Here is a 16,138-nt window from a genome sequence, read left to right on the forward strand (position 1 = left end):
AGAGAGCTTTACGCTGCCAGGCCGATGCAGATCGTAACCCGAAGCGTGAGCGAGGAAACCGTCTTCGTGCTCGCATGCGCTGCGAGTGACCGAGAAAACGCTTCTGCGCCGTGACGCGTTTTGTTCGTGCGGTGCCAGCAAACCAGAGGCGAAGTCGCCTGGGGTGTTTAGGCCAGTCCAGCGGCGTTCTGGGGCGGCATCTGTAATTTCCGTGCTCAAGCGTTTAAGTTTTCCACGTGTCCTTTGTTTCTGATTCATCGCTCAACGCTACCTCCAGCGAACTTGATCTGCTTCGTCGGCGGTATCTTCGTCGCTGGAAATTTGGGCTCGCCATTTTGCTTTTGTTGGCAATACCTGCGTCAGTTCACTCTGCCGCTGCCATTGCGACGCTACGAAATATTCCGGATCAATGGCTGCCGTCAAGTTTGCCTCTGAAGCAAGATTTTGCGGAGTATATTCGTCGCTTTGGCCACTCGGATGTTCTGTTTATCTCGTGGCCGGGAGCCAGGCTGGATGACGACGAAGTTCAGAGCGTCGCCATGCTTCTGCGCGGGATGTCCACGGAAGTCGCCGAACCTTTGGATGACAGCGAACCCTTGACGCCGCTGGACCAATTTGACTCGGAATCGGTACCCGATGCGATCCGCACCTTTTGGAAAGACGCGAGGGCGATGTGTGATGATGCCACCCCGTTGGTCTGGGTTCGCAGTGGCACAGAGATACGCGATTCGATGATGCGACGACCGCTAAGCCTGAGTGATCGGTCGGCAACGCGCCGGTTGAAGGGAACGTTCGTCGGACCCGATGGACAAAAAACTTGCGTGTTGGCTTCGTTCGCTGAATCCTCCGGATCTCACCATCGGCAGTTGCTACCGCTGATGCAAAATGCGATCGCCGAAATGCTGCGGCGCCCAGCGGAAGAGGTTGTTTTTGTAGGAGCCTGCGTGAATGGCGCGGCGGTCGACAACGAAGCGATTGCGTCGATCGAAAAATACACCATTCCGTCGTCCGTTTTGGCAGCCGTATTGTGCTGGCTATGTTTGCGATCGATTCCGTTGACGTTCACGATTTTGAGCATCGCGACGGTTGGACAAGGCATGGTGCTGGCGACGGTGTTCTATTTTGGGACGCCGATGAATGCGATCTTGATTGTCTTGCCGCCGCTCGTGTTCGTCTTGACGGTTTCGTCGGGTATCCATCTAAGCAACTACTACTTTGACTTCGCCCGTGATCGGCAAGTTTCACGAATCGTCGCGGCCCAGCAAGCCATGCGAATCGGCGTGCCACCTTGTTTGATAGCGACCTTCACGACGGTTGTCGGTTTGATGTCGTTGTATTTGGTTCGCCTGGAGCCCGTGCGAATGTTTGGCATGATCGGTTCGATCGGTGTGCTTTCGACACTGGCGTTGATGATCATGATGTTGCCCGGCGCGATGTTGTTGGCGCGAGTTTCGACTAAGCAGCCGTCCGCCGATACGCCTGTCATGACGCAATCGATCGCTTCAAAGGCGTCACCTTTCTGGCTACGCCCCTTTTGGATCCTGCTGATCTTCGCTGCGTTATCCAGTTCGGCGGTCGTTGGCTTTGGTCGGCTGACCACGTCCGTCAGCGTTCCCAAAATGTTCCATCCGGAGAGCGAACTGCGGCAGAGCTACGTTTGGTATGAGAGCAACGTTGGTGCAACAATGACCGCGGAGTTGCTTTTGTCGTTTGACGATCCGCTCCGCGAGGACCGAGCTAATCGAGATCCGAGCGTAAGAAAAGGCGACGCCGCGATCAAGCAACTGCGTCAAGTGATGCGTGTGCATGCTGCGGTTGTCGATCTGCCTGCGGTGGGAGGCGGTTTGTCTGCCGCTAGTTTTTTGCCCATTCCGTCGAAATCTCGCAGCGTTTCGGGAACGATTTCGCGTTCGGTAATCCGTGCCCAAGTCGCTGATGAGAACTCGGTGATCCACCAGCTAGCCTACGTCGACCGTGCGAAGGATGAGCAGACTTGGCGAATATCGCTACGGTTGTTTCAAACTCACGAATACGATTTCGGTGACTCGATTGAATTGATCGAACAAACCGCTCGAGAAGCCCTCCTGGTTGCTGCAGATGAATCGCCAAAGCAGGAATCGGATGTCAAAATCAAGATGACCGGCCACGTTGTGATCATCGATGGTTCGCAGCAGCTGTTGCTAAAAGATTTGTTCACCAGCTTTTTGGCAGCCTTTGGTGTGATCGCGATTTTGATGTCGATCTACCTTCGCAGCATCCGAGGCGGACTCTTTGCGATGCTTCCCAATTTTATGCCGACGCTGATTCTGTTCGGTGCCATGGGGTGGCTGCGATGGCCGCTGGACATTGGGTCCGTGATGACGGCATCTGTCGCACTAGGAATTGCCGTGGACGATTCGATTCACCTGTTGGCCCAGTACCGGCGTGTACGGGCAACGGAGCAAAGCCGCATAGCAGCTGCGGTCCTGGCGCTACGTCACTGTGGATGGGCAATGCTTCAGACCACCATCGTTTGTAGCCTCTCGCTACTCGTCTATGGACTATCGCCGTTCCTACCGACGCAGCGATTTGCGTTCTTCATGATGGGGCTATTGCTGTTAGCGTGGATCGGTGTTTCCACTCTGTTGCCAGCTATCATGTCGACCCGATTGGGGGACTATTTCACCGGCACAAATGCTAGCGGGTAGCCACGCTAGCGAGACATGCGGTTCCAGAACCGACCCTTGATGGCGAGAACCACCTATTTCGTGCCAGAATCCTGAGACCCGTCTTTACGCTGGTACGATTCGCTCGTCAACTGATTGCTTGGCTGATCAAAGTTAGATCCGCCTGAGTTGTCAGAATGACTGTTGGCTGGACTGTAGACGGGGAAGCTAAGTCCGTGGACGGTCTGAATGAACAGTTGGGGTTTTGAAAACATGATTCGCTCTCGAGTAATTCACTTCGGGGTGAGATTGAGGTGACGTATGCAATCGGCGTTCCAATAGTCCAACGGTATTCGGCACGTCAAGGCAGTTCCGTCCAATCAACCTCGTAAGAATGCTTCGGATTCGACCGGAAACAGTTTCGCTAGCCTGCGTGAGACGGCTCGGAATGCTTGCACAGACGGTTGAAGCCGGCTTTCGTTCGGGAAAACCGGCTGCTTCAGTTTTTGGATCGTTTATCGAACATTCTCAGCGGCCAGGCGAATTTGCATCGCAAGCGAACTGGGATCGACTTGCTCAGGTTTTGAGCAAGTCGATCAATTATTTGGCAAATGTTACAAACCGAAGGAAGACGAATGGTCGGCGTTGGCGGCATTTTTCGCATCAACGCCAGCTGATATCGCGTGGAACGACAATTGCGTCGTCAGGATGCGAGCGCGCGTGTTAGCAACGAATCGAAACGTCCGCGTCTGACGGCTAGCTCACCGGGCACGGTCACATTTTGCAAGTCGCTCCACTCAACAGCCACATTCTACCTATTTAGCCAACTGCAACACCGAGAGTTCAAAAGAAGTTGACTCAAGAAAAAAGCAACGCCGGAGCTCACCGGCACACCAAAATCATTGCGACGATTGGCCCCGCTACGGAGTCCGCTTTGCAGCTTCGTGAACTGATCCTGTCGGGCGTCGATGTCGTGCGGCTCAATATGGCGCATGGCACGGGGCAATGGGCTCGGGAAGTCGTCGCGCGGATACGCCAAGTGTCAGCCGAAGTGTCGCGACATGTTGCGGTGATGATGGACATCAAGGGTCCTGAAATTCGCACCGGTGTGGTCGACACGCCGATCGAACTCAAAACTGGTGACCGCGTATTTTTGATGACGGATCCGTCGGCGACTGCCCTGCCGTCTCCGACTGCCGAGGGGAAACTGGTCTATTCGGTGACGGTCAATTACCCTGCGCTGGGACGCGATATTGAAATTGATGCCATCGTATTGGTCGACAGCGGCCTGTTGCGAATGAAGGTCTTATCGATCGACGAAAATGGAGTTCTTTGCGAAGTCTTGACCGACGGGATGATGGGGTCGCGGCGACATATCAATTTGCCAGGAGTCGAAGTCAGTCTTCCCGCTCTTACCGAAAAGGATGTGGCAGACCTGAAGGATGGTGTCGCGGCGGGGATCGATTTTGTGGCGTTGTCATTCGTGCGTCACGGTTCCGACGTGCTGCAGCTTCAAGAGCTGCTGACAGAGCTGGGGTCCACGGCAAAAATTATTGCCAAGATCGAAGAGCATACTGGCGTCGCGAATATGCAAGAGATCGTTCGCGAGAGTGACGCGATCATGGTTGCACGTGGCGACTTGGGAATCGAAATCGATTATCACCGATTGCCGTTGATTCAATCTGAATTGGTGGTTGCCTGCCAACGCGAAGGCAAGCCAGTCATCATTGCGACGCATCTGTTGGAATCGATGATCGTTTCGCCGATGCCTACGCGAGCAGAGATTTCAGACGTATGCAATGCGGTTCGCGAACAAGCCGATGCGGTCATGCTATCGGGCGAAACAACGACGGGAGCCTATCCAATCGAGTCCGTCGAGGTGCTGAAGAACATCATCTGCAGCATCGAACCCAGTGTCAGTGCGGCGCTGAACGATCAGATTGTGCTGCGCGAACCCAAAGCCAAGATGCTTCGCTCTGCGGCAGTACTAGCACAGGATTTGAAACAATCGGGAATCATCGTCTTCACTCGCAGCGGTTTTTTGGCGTACGTCTTAGCAGCGCTTCGGCCGCGCGGTGTTCCTATCTTTGCGTTTACCGATCAAGAAGACATCTTTCGGCATTGCTTGTTGCCGTGGGGAGTTGAGCCCTTTTTGTTGGACTTTTCGGAGGATCCCGAGTTGACGATCGGCAAAGCCTTGGCCTGTCTTAAAGAAGGCGGCTGGGTTCACGATGAAGACTGGTTGGTAGTGATTACCAACGCGCTGGCAAATGACAAGATCATCGACTCGCTGCAACTGCGACAGGTTCAGCCCAAAGAAGTTGGCTAGGTCATGTCTTGCGGCAAAACGGGGGCACGCGGGATCGAAAAGTAAAACGTGCTGCCCTGGCCCGGCTGCGATTCAACACCGATCGATCCTCCATGCCGCGTGGCAATGCGGCGGCACAATGCCAAACCGATGCCTGATCCGGTGTAAGTGCTTTGCGTGTGCAGGCGACGAAAAATCTCGAAAATGCGTTCTTGGTGTTTGGGATCGATTCCGATGCCGTTGTCTTTGACGCGAATCGTCCATTGTTGTTCGGGTCTCTCGCCCGAGTCATCCTGTGACGATTCGGCTGAGATCTCAACGCGGGGTGATCCTTGGTCGTGATACTTGATTCCGTTGGCGATCAAGTTTTGGAATAGCTGAGTAAGCAGTGCTTTGTCGCCGTCGACGGTGGGCAGTTTGTCAAAGGTCACGATCGCATCGGCCGTTTCGAGATCGGCTTTGAGAAGTTGTAGGGCATCTTCAAGTGATTCGTTGAGGTCAACCTTTTCGTGAGGAGCTGATCGGGACTCGACCCGCGAAAACGTCAGTAGATCGTCGATCAATCGCTGCATCCGTTTTGAATTGCGGACAATGCGATTGAGGTAGTCGTCGGCGTTGTCATCAAGTTTGCCGCCGTAATCGTCAAGCAAGAACTGAGCAAATCCGGTGATGGCTCGCAGCGGTGCTTGTAAGTCATGCGATGCGACGGAAGCAAATTGTTGAAGCTCGAAGTTGCTTTCGCGGAGGGCTTCGTTTGTCGTCGACAATGCTTCGTTTAATCGGGCCATCTCCCGTTCACTGTTGACCTGATCTGTAATGTCAACATGAACGCCTATCATCCGCTTCGGCTTGCCGTCGGCGTCAAAATCCGCGTTGCCTTGCGCTAGAAACCATCGGTAGCTGCCGTCCGCACATCGCATGCGAAATGTTGACCGGTAGTCGGTGACCTTGCGTTGAAAATACTCGTCGACTCGCCGCAAAGCTCCTTCGATGTCTTCGGGGTGCAAGCTGGAACGCCAAAATTCAAAGTCGTGACAATCGACGTCTTCGGGAAATCCCAACTGCGATTTGTAGGTGGGTGAATAATAGACTTCGTCGGTTTTGGCATTCCAATCCCAGAGCCCAACGTTGGCACGCGTCACTGCTAAATCGAAACGTTCTTTGGCATTCGCCAGTTCGTTCTTACTTGCGTTGACTTGGTGTTCCAAATCGCGATGAACCTGCATCTCCTTTTGTTTTTGCTGTCGACGGTCCGTGGTATCGGTGAATGTGACGACAGAGCCAACCCACTGCCCGTCGCGACGAACCGGAATCGAGCGGTATTCCACGGGAATCGAAGTCCCGTCTTGTTTCCAGAAGATTTCATCATCGACAAAAGAACCTTCGCCTTTTTCGGACGCTTGACGAATCCGGCAATTCTCAATCGTCCATTTTGTACCGTCTTTTTGAGTTTGGTGGATCAGATCGTGGATGGGTTTGCCCACAAGCAACGTCGAACTCTGGTAGCCAAGCAGATTGGTCGCGGCTTTATTGGCAAATGTACAGAGGCCTGCCTGGTCGACCCCGTAGATTCCTTCGGTCGTGAATTGCAACAAAGACTGGGTTTGACTGTCGGGCCCCAGTAGTGCCGTTAGCACATCGTCGTGAATGGTTGTCGCATGAAAGACCATGCTGCATTTGCCGCTGGAGTCGTCTTCGTTGCCGATCAGGGTGACCTGCATTGGGAGCAATTGACCTTGGCGGTCGATGATGGTTGTCGACATCGTCGTCGAATAGTGCGTCGAATCTTGTGGTGGACCGAGGGCGATTTTTTCGGCAAAAGGCATGCGTCCCGAAACGCGATTGATTTGGCGTAACAGCACGTCGCGGTCTTGTTCGTGGATGATGAGGTCGACGATCGGTTCGCCTATCACTTGCTCTCGTTTCCAACCAAACAGATCCTCGGCCTGGGCATTGAATTCGGCGATAAGTTGCCCGTCACGTAAGTTCACGATCGCGTCGGACGAAATCGTGACATGTGTGGCAAGGATTGCTTCGGTGCGGTCACAGTGTTCGCGTAACCTGCGAAGTTGAAGCTTGAGTGATTCGATCGATTGAGAATTTGAATCGGACATCAGAAAGGCCCAGTAAAACCTGTGAGCAAATCACCGTTGTTCGGTGAGGAAAATACGAGGCGCTGTTGCCCAGCGGATGCTTGTCGTGTGAAGGAACACTTCGTTATCGATCGGCAATCAGTCCGTGTCCGCTTTTCTCTTGTTTAAGAATATCGCAATCACGTCCCGCAATCTTGCGTCTGGTTTGTGGACACTTGCGGCGTCTGAGTTGCGGAAAAGGAACTCGTGATTTTTGTGCCGTGGTACGCAGCCCATAGGATATGTCGGTGACGCGGTTTATAGGAACTCGTGGCAGTGAACGTTTGGTACGTAGTGTAAGGAAAGACTTGCAGCGGGGTGGTAAACCACAATAATGGGGGCCGCTCTCCCTGGAAGCGGTTGTTCCAGGAAGTCACTCCCCTGTGGAAAGCAGTGCGTAACGTATGGATGTTTGTCCCTCTGCGATGCGGGGCGTTTGGTATCCCAACTGATTGAATGATCATTTGGTGGATCGAATTGCTATTCGGAAGTAGACAATTTTATGCACAAGTCGATTGAAGCCAAAGAAGATTCACTTCTTGAGCTCGCTTCGTTGCTGCTTTGTTACGGCTTGGCTGTCGCGGTCATCGCAACCATGCGAATCGAGGTTGCGATTCTTTTGATGGGGACGTTGTCCTTGATGGCGTACTCAGGCAAACGACGATTCTGGGTGTGCTGGTCGCTAGCGCTTTTGGCGACGATTGTTGCGACCGGTTTCGTTTTCACCGGAGCTATCAGCGATGCGTGGGGCATGGCCGGCGAGACAGGGCCCACCTGGACTCAGGTTTTTTCGGGGCCGTCGGTGGCTTGGGTCGCAGCCTGTTTGGTGCTGATGATGCAGGCGATCATGCGATTGCAAAAAGAAGCCCACGAGGCTGGTCAAATTCGTTTCCCTGTCGCGGATGTCTCGCCGCTGTCGGTCGCAGCGCAAGATGTGGGACAACAGAGCGAATCTGCAAATGATTCGCAGATGACGTTTGAATTGGCCGACGATATCGAGATGCTCGACGCGACGGACATGCACTCGAGTATTGGTTTGCACGCGGGCAACGTGGACAAGATTCAACACTCTCGATTCAGTTTGGAAGCGACCGAGGTCGAAGAGCTGGTTCAGACGATCGGCGTTGCAGGGGACTTCGATCAAGATCAGTTGCAGTTGATCGACGATTCCTTGAAGCGAGCCGTTTTCAAACGCGAAAGCGATGTGGCCGATCTTTTGCCACCAGGCAGTCAGGTGGGACAATACACGATCGAAAAATTGTTGAATCAGGGTGGTGGCGGCCGCGTCTATGTTGCCAGTCACAACGAGAGCGATCAGTTAGTCGCATTGAAGATCTTGAAATCGCGAAAGCTCGACTCGCGTTTTCGTCGCGAAATGTCACTGGTTCAGAAGTTGGCTCACCCCAATATCGTGGTCGCCTATGAAGTCGACGAGCACTGTGGCGTGCCCTACATCGTGATGGAACTGCTCTCGGGGACCGACTTGCATGCGCACGTCCGCGATGAAGGGCCTGTTCCCTATGTGACTTCGTTGAATTGGATGTTGCAAGCCGCGCGTGCCCTTTCGCATGCCGACGAACGTGGGCTGACACACCGTGACGTCAAACCGGGCAATCTAATCCAGCATCGCGACAATGTCTTGAAGCTGACGGACCTTGGTCTGGCGGTCTTCAAAACAGCTGATCGAGATTCGCTGTCCAATTGCATCACTCGCGATGCAGCCGTTGTAGGGACGCTGGAATTTATGGCGCCTGAACAAGCCAAGTCACTTGCTTCGGCGGACGTTCGTTCCGACATCTTCGGGCTCGGTGCGACTTGGTACTACCTACTCGCTGGCCACTCGCATTTGTCCGGTAGCAACCTGAAGGAACAGTTGACGGCACTCTTAGTTGATCGGAATTTTATTCCGATCAAAGACGGCCTGATTCCACCGCGTGCGATGAAAATTTTGGAACGGATGACAGCCTACGATCCAGCTGATCGCTTTCAGGCTTGGGACGATGTCATCGCAGCGATTTTGTCGCTGTCGGATGATTCCGATTCGCATAATTCGCCCAGCGTTCAGGTGCTTTTGATCGAAGACAACGCCGACGACGTGGTGCTGACGACCCGGATGCTTGGCGAGATGAATCATTCCGTGGTGGTTCACGAAGCGAGCACGTTGGCAGAGGCGACCGAATTGCTGACAGGACCGATTGCATTTGATCTGATTTTGCTGGACCTGCAATTGCCGGACAGCATGGGAATCGAAACCGTGCACGCAGTCAGACAAGTCGATTCAACTAGCCCGTTGGTGGTGCTGTCAGGCTTTGGTGATACTTCGACCGGTCTGGCCTGTGAGGCCGCGGGCGCGAACGCCTACACCAGAAAGAACGCGTTGGACGTGCATGAACTGGAACGGATTATCTTTGTCACTCGCAGCCGTTTCGAGGCCAATGTCGCGGTGGGTGTCAGCAAGCGTGTTGTGTGAGCACGCTTATTCGAGTTCCAATCTTTGCAACACTCTTGCTGCCGTTTCTTCTACCGTCGCGTCTGTCACATCAACGATGGGAACTCTCAGACGTTTGTAGATTTGTTCGGCTGCCATCACTTCGCGGATCGTATCGCGAACAGCTGCGTAGCGAAAATTGGCGTCGGGCTTCTTCAGGATTTTGTCCGCGAATCCATTTACTCGCAGACGTCGGTTGCGAATTTCAGAAAGGTTTTTGGGCGCCATCGTCAACGCGACCACTCGGCTACGACAAGCTTTGATTTCAGCAGGCACACCCTGTTCGGGCGCAAACGACACGTTGGCAACGCGATGTCCAAGCCACCCCAAGAAGGCCGCGGTGGGAGTTTTGCTGACTCGGCTGATGCCCAGCAAAACGATGTCCGCTTTGTTGATCGAATCAAGCCGCCGGCTATCGTCATGCTGCATGGTGAATTCCCAAGCGTCGATTCGATCAAAGTAAGCAGCGTTTTGAGTGTGCACCGAATCAAGGTCTTCGATGGGCTGCTGCTGAACTTGCTGCGAAACAAACGCGACCGCACCACCGGTCATGTCATAGCTGTCGATCCCACGTGCGTCGGCTTGCTCTTGGAGAGTCGCTTTGGTTTGTTCACAGGCGAGAGAGTGAACTACAAATGCGTTCTTCGGGATGGTTTTTTTGAAGAGCTTCAGGATCTTTTCCGGTGTGTCACAGAAAACGTGATACATCGGTTGGCTGTGTAAGTCAGGAAACTGAGTCAGAATCGCCTTCAGAAAGTGTCGCGGAAGTCCGCCCGTTCCATCGGTGATGACATGAAACTGCTTCGCTGAAGTGGCTTTCCGCGAACGCGCTTTGTTGGAACGTTTGGTCGCTGGCTTCTTTCGAGTCAACGTCGTTGCTTTTCGTGCCGCCTTCTTTTTTGCAGTTGTCTTCTTTTTCGTTGGCGGTTTGCTGGCTTTTGTCATTGTCTTCGCAGCGGCTTTCTTTGTTGCTGTCTTGGATCTCACCGCGTTACCTTTGGCCATCTGCTTGCTCGTCGTGAAATTTTCAACCGGTCATCGTGGCTGGTCGCAGTAGGCTGCGGTGCTTTTGCTCGTTGCCGGCGACTACGCGCTGCCAAGCACACTTTGTTTGGAGGCAGATCTACAGCGCCGGGACGCGCAACGTCCGACGGAATTTCTGTCGAATAAATTGCACTAGGACGCTGCGAAGAAAGGTGATCAGTTTCAAAACTGGCCAGCCCTTCAGCTCTGCTTGGAAGCACTCGAACGCAAGTTCGATACCAACTGACCGTTGAATCAGTGGGGCCGTTGCCGGATGAGTTTTGGCTGGTTGCCAACGAATGAAGAACGAACACGCTGGCGAGTGCGTTTGGCCAACGCTTGGTGGTCCTTCATAGAAATCGCTTCGGCGTGGCCAAAAATCGAGTTCAATGCGGAGGAAATGCGAAGTGAGCGGGCGGGCACGTTTGTAGCTCTATTGTCGCAGTTAGATGTGCGTTATCGCTCGCTGGCGTCGTCGGTCGACAATCTTCGTTGCCCAGCCGCTGCGACGTTCAAAGTCTCGCATTGGCACGAGAGTTGTAATTGAGTATCGATGAGGTTCAACACGATTTTGCAGGAGGCAAATCCAATGAGACATCCAGTCGCGATCTTGACGCTTAGTTTTTTTCTAGGAACCATCATGTGCTTATGGCTGCCGGCTCAGCAGCCGGGGCAAACGGCACGCATCGAGGCAGATTCGGCATCGTCAGGAGCCCCGGTTTTGGTGGCATCACCGACTGCTGCTTCGAGTGCACTGATGAAAGCGAAGCTGGGGCGTTCGCAAAAGGTCTTGGAAGGTCTTCTGCGGAAAGACTTTGACCAGATCGCCAGTGGGGCTCGCGAAATGAAACGCATCAGCGAAGCAGCCGAATGGCCGCGGGCTCGCGACAATGTGTACGAGCATTTCAGTGCCGAATTTCGTCGGCAATGCAGCCAACTGGAATCGCTAGCGAGTCGACGCAACCATGAGGGCGTCACATTTGTGTACCTTCAGATGACGACCACCTGTATCCAGTGCCACGATCACGTTCGGGACTCACTGCGAGTCGCTGGGATAGAGCCTCGGGACAACGTGTCTTTGATTCCGTCGCAGTGGCCTCAGTCCAATGACAAAAGTGTTGAATCGGGGCCAGAACAAGTGCGCCGAGTGCCAGTGCATTCATCATCGGCTGATTTGCCATCAAGCTCTGTCCGTCCGGCTGCATCACCGCGGTAGAACAACCTGCAAATTCAAGCAATCATTCAGCTGCGTCGAGTGGAGTCATCCATCGACGTTGGTTTCGCCGGTGACTTTGTCTTTGTACATCGCTAAACGACCCAGCGCGTCATCGACGTCGCGGGGTGCGATGTCGTTGGCTTCCAACGCGTCCGCGAAATGTCCGCAAAACTTCGCGAAGTGCTTACCGGAGATGGCGTGTTTGGCGTGGATTTGGGTCAATTCGGCACCGGTGTAATTGACCGGGCCACCGAAGGCCGATGCAAGAAACTGGAACTGCATTTGTCGCAGTCTTTTGACGCCAATTCCTTCGAAGAAGTCGGCCAAGTCCGGGTCGGAGAGAACGCGTTCGTACATGTTGTCGACGATTTGCGCAAGTTTGGTGGCGCCTCCAAGTCGGTCAAACAGTTCGCTATTGGCTTTGGACATCATCTTTTTCGTTTCGTAAGAGGTGTTTCTGCGATCGCGAGGGGGGCTTTCGATTCCGGCGTTCGACGATAGGAGTGGTTCTGATAGAATTCCGATCTGACTGATTCGCAGGAGACAAGTTCAGGGGCCGTGAAGCCACTCGACTGTCAAGCCAAGCGACCGGGCAAAAAGCCAGTGACCGAAGCGCGATAATAGGGAATCGACTGCCAGTTTTATACTTCAGCATTTGAGACCTTCCAGCCGCTTAATGGCCAGACGTGGTCTTGAAAGTGAATTTATAGCGTGGCAGCGTTTCGCGAGAATGGGTTGGTGGAGCTCATCGCGTGCGTTACGGCACAGGTTGGCTGGCGGCGTGTGCGTTTTGGCACAGGCGAGGAGGCAGATTTTCCGCTACTTTTTAAAACGCTTGATTCCTGCTGCGACCGATGGACGCAAGGGGGCGGGAAAGTGCCGTTGGGGCGCTAAGATGAGTGAACAGATTTCGCTAGTTCGTGTACGTTCAAATCGAATCGAGTTTGGCACTGCATTTGAATAGCGTTGGGATCTCCGAAGCATCATAGAAACAGCTACAGCAGTATTTCGTAATTGCCAAGTTGCATCCGATTGCAATGCAGGTGATTTCGACAAACGACTTATCAACCATCTTTAATCGAATTTCTCTCACGCGAACCAATTCGACCGGACCATGGAAGCAACCATCGACTCATCCACCAGCAGCGCCCAGGACTCTTTGGAGCCTGATCAGTTTAGCTACGACGACAAAATCGTACGCCTGTTCGTAACCGCGACGATCCTCTGGGCATTGGTAGCAACGCTGGTTGGCCTAGTCGTCGCCTTGCTGTTGGTGATGCCGTCATTGAGCGGCGGACTGCCGTATATTTCGTTCGGGCGTCTGCGCCCGCTTCATACCAATGCAGCCATTTTTGCGTTCGCTGGTAACGCCATTTTTGCAGCCGTGTATTACAGCACTCAGCGTCTTTGCAAAGCACGGATGTGGAGCGACACACTTAGCCAACTTCACTTTTGGGGCTGGCAGCTGATTATTGTTGCGGCAGCCATTACACTGCCGCTGGGCATTACCCAGAGTCGCGAGTACGCGGAACTGGAATGGCCAATCGATATTTTGATCGCAGTGGTTTGGTTGTTCATCTTTGGTGGCAACTTCTTGATGACGCTGATTCATCGGCGTGAACGTCACATGTATGTGGCGTTGTGGTTTTATATCGCCACCATCGTCACGGTTGCGTTGCTGCACGTCTTCAATAACTTGGTGATTCCCGCAGGCTGGTTCAAAGGCTACAGCGTTTACGCTGGTGTCCAAGACGCGTTTATGCAGTGGTGGTACGGGCACAATGCGGTGGCGTTCTTTTTGACGACGCCGTTCTTGGGACTGATGTACTACTTTTTGCCAAAGGCTGCTGAGCGTCCGGTATTTAGTTATCGACTGAGCATCATTCACTTTTGGTCCCTGGTGTTCATCTACATTTGGGCGGGACCGCACCACTTACACTACACCGCGCTGCCAGAGTGGGCATGTAGCCTGGGCATGCTATTTAGCTTGATGCTTTGGATGCCAAGCTGGGGCGGCATGATCAATGGCTTGCTGACACTGCGCGGAGCGTGGCACAAAGTCGCCGCTGATCCTGTTTTGAAATTCTTTGTGGTCGGTATCACGTTCTACGGCATGTCGACTTTCGAAGGTCCGATGCTTTCGATCAAGGCCGTCAATGCACTGAGTCACTACACCGATTGGACGATCGCACACGTGCACTCCGGTGCTCTGGGTTGGAACGGTTTCATGGCGTTTGGAATGATCTACTGGCTGCTGCCGGTTCTCTATCAAACCAAGCTTTGGAGCAAAAAGCTGATGAGCTTGCACTTTTGGACAGGCACCATTGGCATTCTGCTTTACATCATTCCGATTTATGCAGCCGGTCTGATGCAGGGCCTGATGTGGCGTGCAATGGACGACACAGGCCACTTGGTCTATCCCGAATTTATCGAAACGATTCAATCGGTCGTGCCGCTATGGTGGTTGCGAGTCGTCGGTGGCACGCTGTACGTCAGTGGTGTCGTCATGCTTGCGTTCAATGCCTTTATGACTTGGACGACTCGGCCTGCGGTTTACGACATTCCTGTCTACACAGCCCCTCGATTGTCTAAGGATTACCCGGACGAACCGGCAACCGAGTCGGATCTGAAAGATGTTCCGATGTTGGAAGCTGGCAAAAAGCTCAGCGTTCTTGGCAAAATGAATTGGCACCGTCGTTGGGAGCGTTTGCCGGTCAAGTTCACTGTGCTGACGACTGCTGCGGTGTTGGTAGCAACACTCTTTGAATTGGTGCCCACGTTCCTGATCCGATCGAACGTTCCGACGATTGCGACCGTGACGCCGTACACACCGTTGGAGCTTGCTGGACGACACATTTACGTTTCCGAAGGCTGCTACAACTGCCACAGTCAAATGATCCGTCCGATCGTTGCCGAAACCAAGCGTTACGGCGAATACAGCAAACCGGGCGAATTCATCTACGATCGCCCGTTCCAGTGGGGCAGTCGTCGCATCGGGCCTGACTTGGCGCGTGAAGGCGGCAAGCAGAGTAGTTTCTGGCACTGGCGTCACTTCGAGAATCCGACGGACGTGTCGCCTGGCAGTGTGATGCCAAGCTACCAACACTTGCTTGACGATGACCTGAAATTCAACGCGATCGCACCTCACGTCCGCGCGGCAGCCTTTTTGGGAGCCGAGTATTCGGAGGAAGAATTGAATAACACCGAAGCAGTTGCTCGTAAGCAGTCGGAGGTCATTGCGGCTGAGATCGTCGCACAAGGCGGTCCGGCGGCGATGTACGACAAGCAGGCCATCGCGCTGATTGCGTACTTGCAGCGAGTCGGTACCGATCTGTTCAAAACACCTGAGCCAGCTGCGAAAACGCCGGCCGATTCGCCTGGCGATGGTGAAGCGGCGGCGGCGGACAGCGAAGCTGGGACGACAGGGAACGAAGCGACTGAGGATGCTCAGTAGTTTCGATTCTTGCTGGACAAACCACCTCATTTTTACGGACTTGATTGCTGATGATAAGAGACCTCGTTAGCTCACTTGACTACTCCGACTTTGCCGAATTGGCCCTGGGGCTGTTCGTGATCGCATTCGTGTTTATTGTTTTCGGCGCAATGCGGTTAAGTAAAAAAGCCGCCGACCGTTTTGCCTCGATTCCAATTAGCGACAAAGTGGAGGACCCACGATGAGCGAAGCCCCCAAAACAGATCATGCCTACGATGGCATCGAAGAGTACGACAATCCACTACCGGGTTGGTGGAAATGGTTGTTCATTGCAACGATCGTTTTTGCGCCCTTCTACTGGGTGTATTACCACGGAGGTGCCGAAGGGCGATCTGTCGAAGATCAATTTGGCATCGCACTTGCAGAGAATACTCGTCTTCAGTTTGCCGAAATCGGTGACTTGCAACCCGACACTGCGACGGTGGCAAAGTTCATGGGCAAAGACAGTTGGGTGAAAGTTGGCAAGTCGGTTTTTCGAGCGAATTGCATCTCTTGCCACGGTCGTGAAGGAGAAGGAAAAGTTGGGCCGAACTTGACCGACGATTCCTACAAAAACGTGAAGACATTGGGCGACATTGCCAAAGTGATTAACAACGGTGCTGGTAACGGCGCGATGCCAAAATGGTCACACCGTTTGCATGTCAATGAAGTGGTCATGGTGTCGGCGTTTGTCGCCAGTTTGCGTGGGACGAATGCCGAAGGTGGACGGCCACCCGAAGGAAACAAGATCGCCGCGTGGCCAGAGCCGCCACCTGAAGAAGAGGTTGAAGACGAAAAGGAGAAATCGTAGCTGTTCGATGGGAGCCATGAGTGCTATCCCGTCTTTCTAGCGA

The 16,138-nt window shown here is 53.6% G+C and carries 11 protein-coding genes; 7 read left to right on the forward strand and 4 right to left on the reverse strand.

The annotated features are described in order from the left end of the window. Positions 1 to 236: 236 nt before the first annotated feature. Complete coding sequence (locus K239x_RS07125) at positions 237 to 2,687, forward strand: efflux RND transporter permease subunit (RefSeq protein ID WP_145417089.1); 2,451 nt, start codon at positions 237 to 239, stop codon at positions 2,685 to 2,687. 53 nt (positions 2,688 to 2,740) lie between these two features. On the opposite strand, the gene K239x_RS07130 is transcribed toward K239x_RS07125, so the two are convergent. Next, positions 2,741 to 2,920 carry a hypothetical protein gene (locus tag K239x_RS07130; protein WP_145417090.1) on the reverse strand — a complete coding sequence of 60 codons (180 nt, stop codon included), beginning with the start codon at positions 2,918 to 2,920 and terminating at the stop codon, positions 2,741 to 2,743. A 578-nt stretch (positions 2,921 to 3,498) separates the two neighbouring features. Here K239x_RS07130 and pyk point away from each other — a divergent pair. Further along, the gene (gene pyk, locus K239x_RS07135; protein WP_145417091.1) at positions 3,499 to 4,974 is read left to right on the forward strand and encodes a pyruvate kinase; all 1,476 of its coding nucleotides are present in this window, start codon (positions 3,499 to 3,501) and stop codon (positions 4,972 to 4,974) included. Here pyk and K239x_RS07140 read toward each other — a convergent pair. Continuing rightward, the gene (locus K239x_RS07140; protein ID WP_145417092.1) at positions 4,971 to 7,067 is read right to left on the reverse strand and encodes a PAS domain-containing sensor histidine kinase; all 2,097 of its coding nucleotides are present in this window, start codon (positions 7,065 to 7,067) and stop codon (positions 4,971 to 4,973) included. The two genes, pyk and K239x_RS07140, sit on opposite strands and share 4 nt — an antisense overlap. Before the next feature lie 520 nt (positions 7,068 to 7,587). On the opposite strand from K239x_RS07140, the gene K239x_RS07145 reads away from it, so the two are divergent. Then, positions 7,588 to 9,555 carry a protein kinase domain-containing protein gene (locus K239x_RS07145; protein ID WP_145417093.1) on the forward strand — a complete coding sequence of 656 codons (1,968 nt, stop codon included), beginning with the start codon at positions 7,588 to 7,590 and terminating at the stop codon, positions 9,553 to 9,555. A 6-nt stretch (positions 9,556 to 9,561) separates the two neighbouring features. Here the strand turns inward: K239x_RS07145 and K239x_RS07150 are convergent, their stop codons facing one another. Then, positions 9,562 to 10,578: a kinase/pyrophosphorylase gene (locus K239x_RS07150; RefSeq protein ID WP_145417094.1), complete on the reverse strand. Its 1,017-nt coding sequence runs from the start codon at positions 10,576 to 10,578 to the stop codon at positions 9,562 to 9,564. Positions 10,579 to 11,185: 607 nt separating this feature from the next. Here K239x_RS07150 and K239x_RS07155 point away from each other — a divergent pair. Further along, the gene (locus K239x_RS07155) at positions 11,186 to 11,812 is read left to right on the forward strand and encodes a hypothetical protein (RefSeq protein WP_145417095.1); all 627 of its coding nucleotides are present in this window, start codon (positions 11,186 to 11,188) and stop codon (positions 11,810 to 11,812) included. A 45-nt stretch (positions 11,813 to 11,857) separates the two neighbouring features. Here the strand turns inward: K239x_RS07155 and K239x_RS07160 are convergent, their stop codons facing one another. Then, entirely contained in the window at positions 11,858 to 12,244 is a 387-nt protein-coding gene (locus K239x_RS07160; protein ID WP_419189772.1) for a group I truncated hemoglobin, read from the reverse strand. Between the two features lie 682 nt (positions 12,245 to 12,926). Between K239x_RS07160 and ccoN the strand changes: the two genes are divergently transcribed. Genes ccoN through K239x_RS07170 form a run of 3 tightly spaced genes read left to right on the forward strand, consistent with a single transcriptional unit; the run spans position 12,927 to position 16,095 of the window. Continuing rightward, the gene (ccoN, locus tag K239x_RS07165; protein WP_145417096.1) at positions 12,927 to 15,266 is read left to right on the forward strand and encodes a cytochrome-c oxidase, cbb3-type subunit I; all 2,340 of its coding nucleotides are present in this window, start codon (positions 12,927 to 12,929) and stop codon (positions 15,264 to 15,266) included. 50 nt (positions 15,267 to 15,316) lie between these two features. After that, positions 15,317 to 15,490 carry a hypothetical protein gene (locus K239x_RS28315; protein WP_419189773.1) on the forward strand — a complete coding sequence of 58 codons (174 nt, stop codon included), beginning with the start codon at positions 15,317 to 15,319 and terminating at the stop codon, positions 15,488 to 15,490. Further along, positions 15,487 to 16,095, forward strand: coding sequence for a cbb3-type cytochrome c oxidase N-terminal domain-containing protein (locus tag K239x_RS07170; RefSeq protein WP_145417097.1), 609 nt, complete (start codon positions 15,487 to 15,489; stop codon positions 16,093 to 16,095). Before K239x_RS28315 ends, K239x_RS07170 begins: the two co-directional genes overlap by 4 nt. Positions 16,096 to 16,138 lie beyond the last annotated feature (43 nt).

Origin of the sequence: Stieleria marina, assembly GCA_007741555.1 — a bacterium.
In the GTDB taxonomy this organism is placed as follows: Bacteria; Planctomycetota; Planctomycetia; order Pirellulales; family Pirellulaceae; genus K23-9.

Coding starts and splice junctions, on each gene's coding strand:
- K239x_RS07130 (WP_145417090.1), bottom strand. CDS start 2,920: ATGTTTTCAAAACCCCAACTGTTCATTCAGACCGTCCACGGACTTAGC.
- K239x_RS07140 (WP_145417092.1), bottom strand. CDS start 7,067: ATGTCCGATTCAAATTCTCAATCGATCGAATCACTCAAGCTTCAACTT.
- K239x_RS07145 (WP_145417093.1), top strand. CDS start 7,588: ATGCACAAGTCGATTGAAGCCAAAGAAGATTCACTTCTTGAGCTCGCT.
- K239x_RS07150 (WP_145417094.1), bottom strand. CDS start 10,578: ATGGCCAAAGGTAACGCGGTGAGATCCAAGACAGCAACAAAGAAAGCC.
- K239x_RS07155 (WP_145417095.1), top strand. CDS start 11,186: ATGAGACATCCAGTCGCGATCTTGACGCTTAGTTTTTTTCTAGGAACC.
- K239x_RS07160 (WP_419189772.1), bottom strand. CDS start 12,244: ATGATGTCCAAAGCCAATAGCGAACTGTTTGACCGACTTGGAGGCGCC.
- ccoN (WP_145417096.1), top strand. CDS start 12,927: ATGGAAGCAACCATCGACTCATCCACCAGCAGCGCCCAGGACTCTTTG.
- K239x_RS28315 (WP_419189773.1), top strand. CDS start 15,317: ATGATAAGAGACCTCGTTAGCTCACTTGACTACTCCGACTTTGCCGAA.
- K239x_RS07170 (WP_145417097.1), top strand. CDS start 15,487: ATGAGCGAAGCCCCCAAAACAGATCATGCCTACGATGGCATCGAAGAG.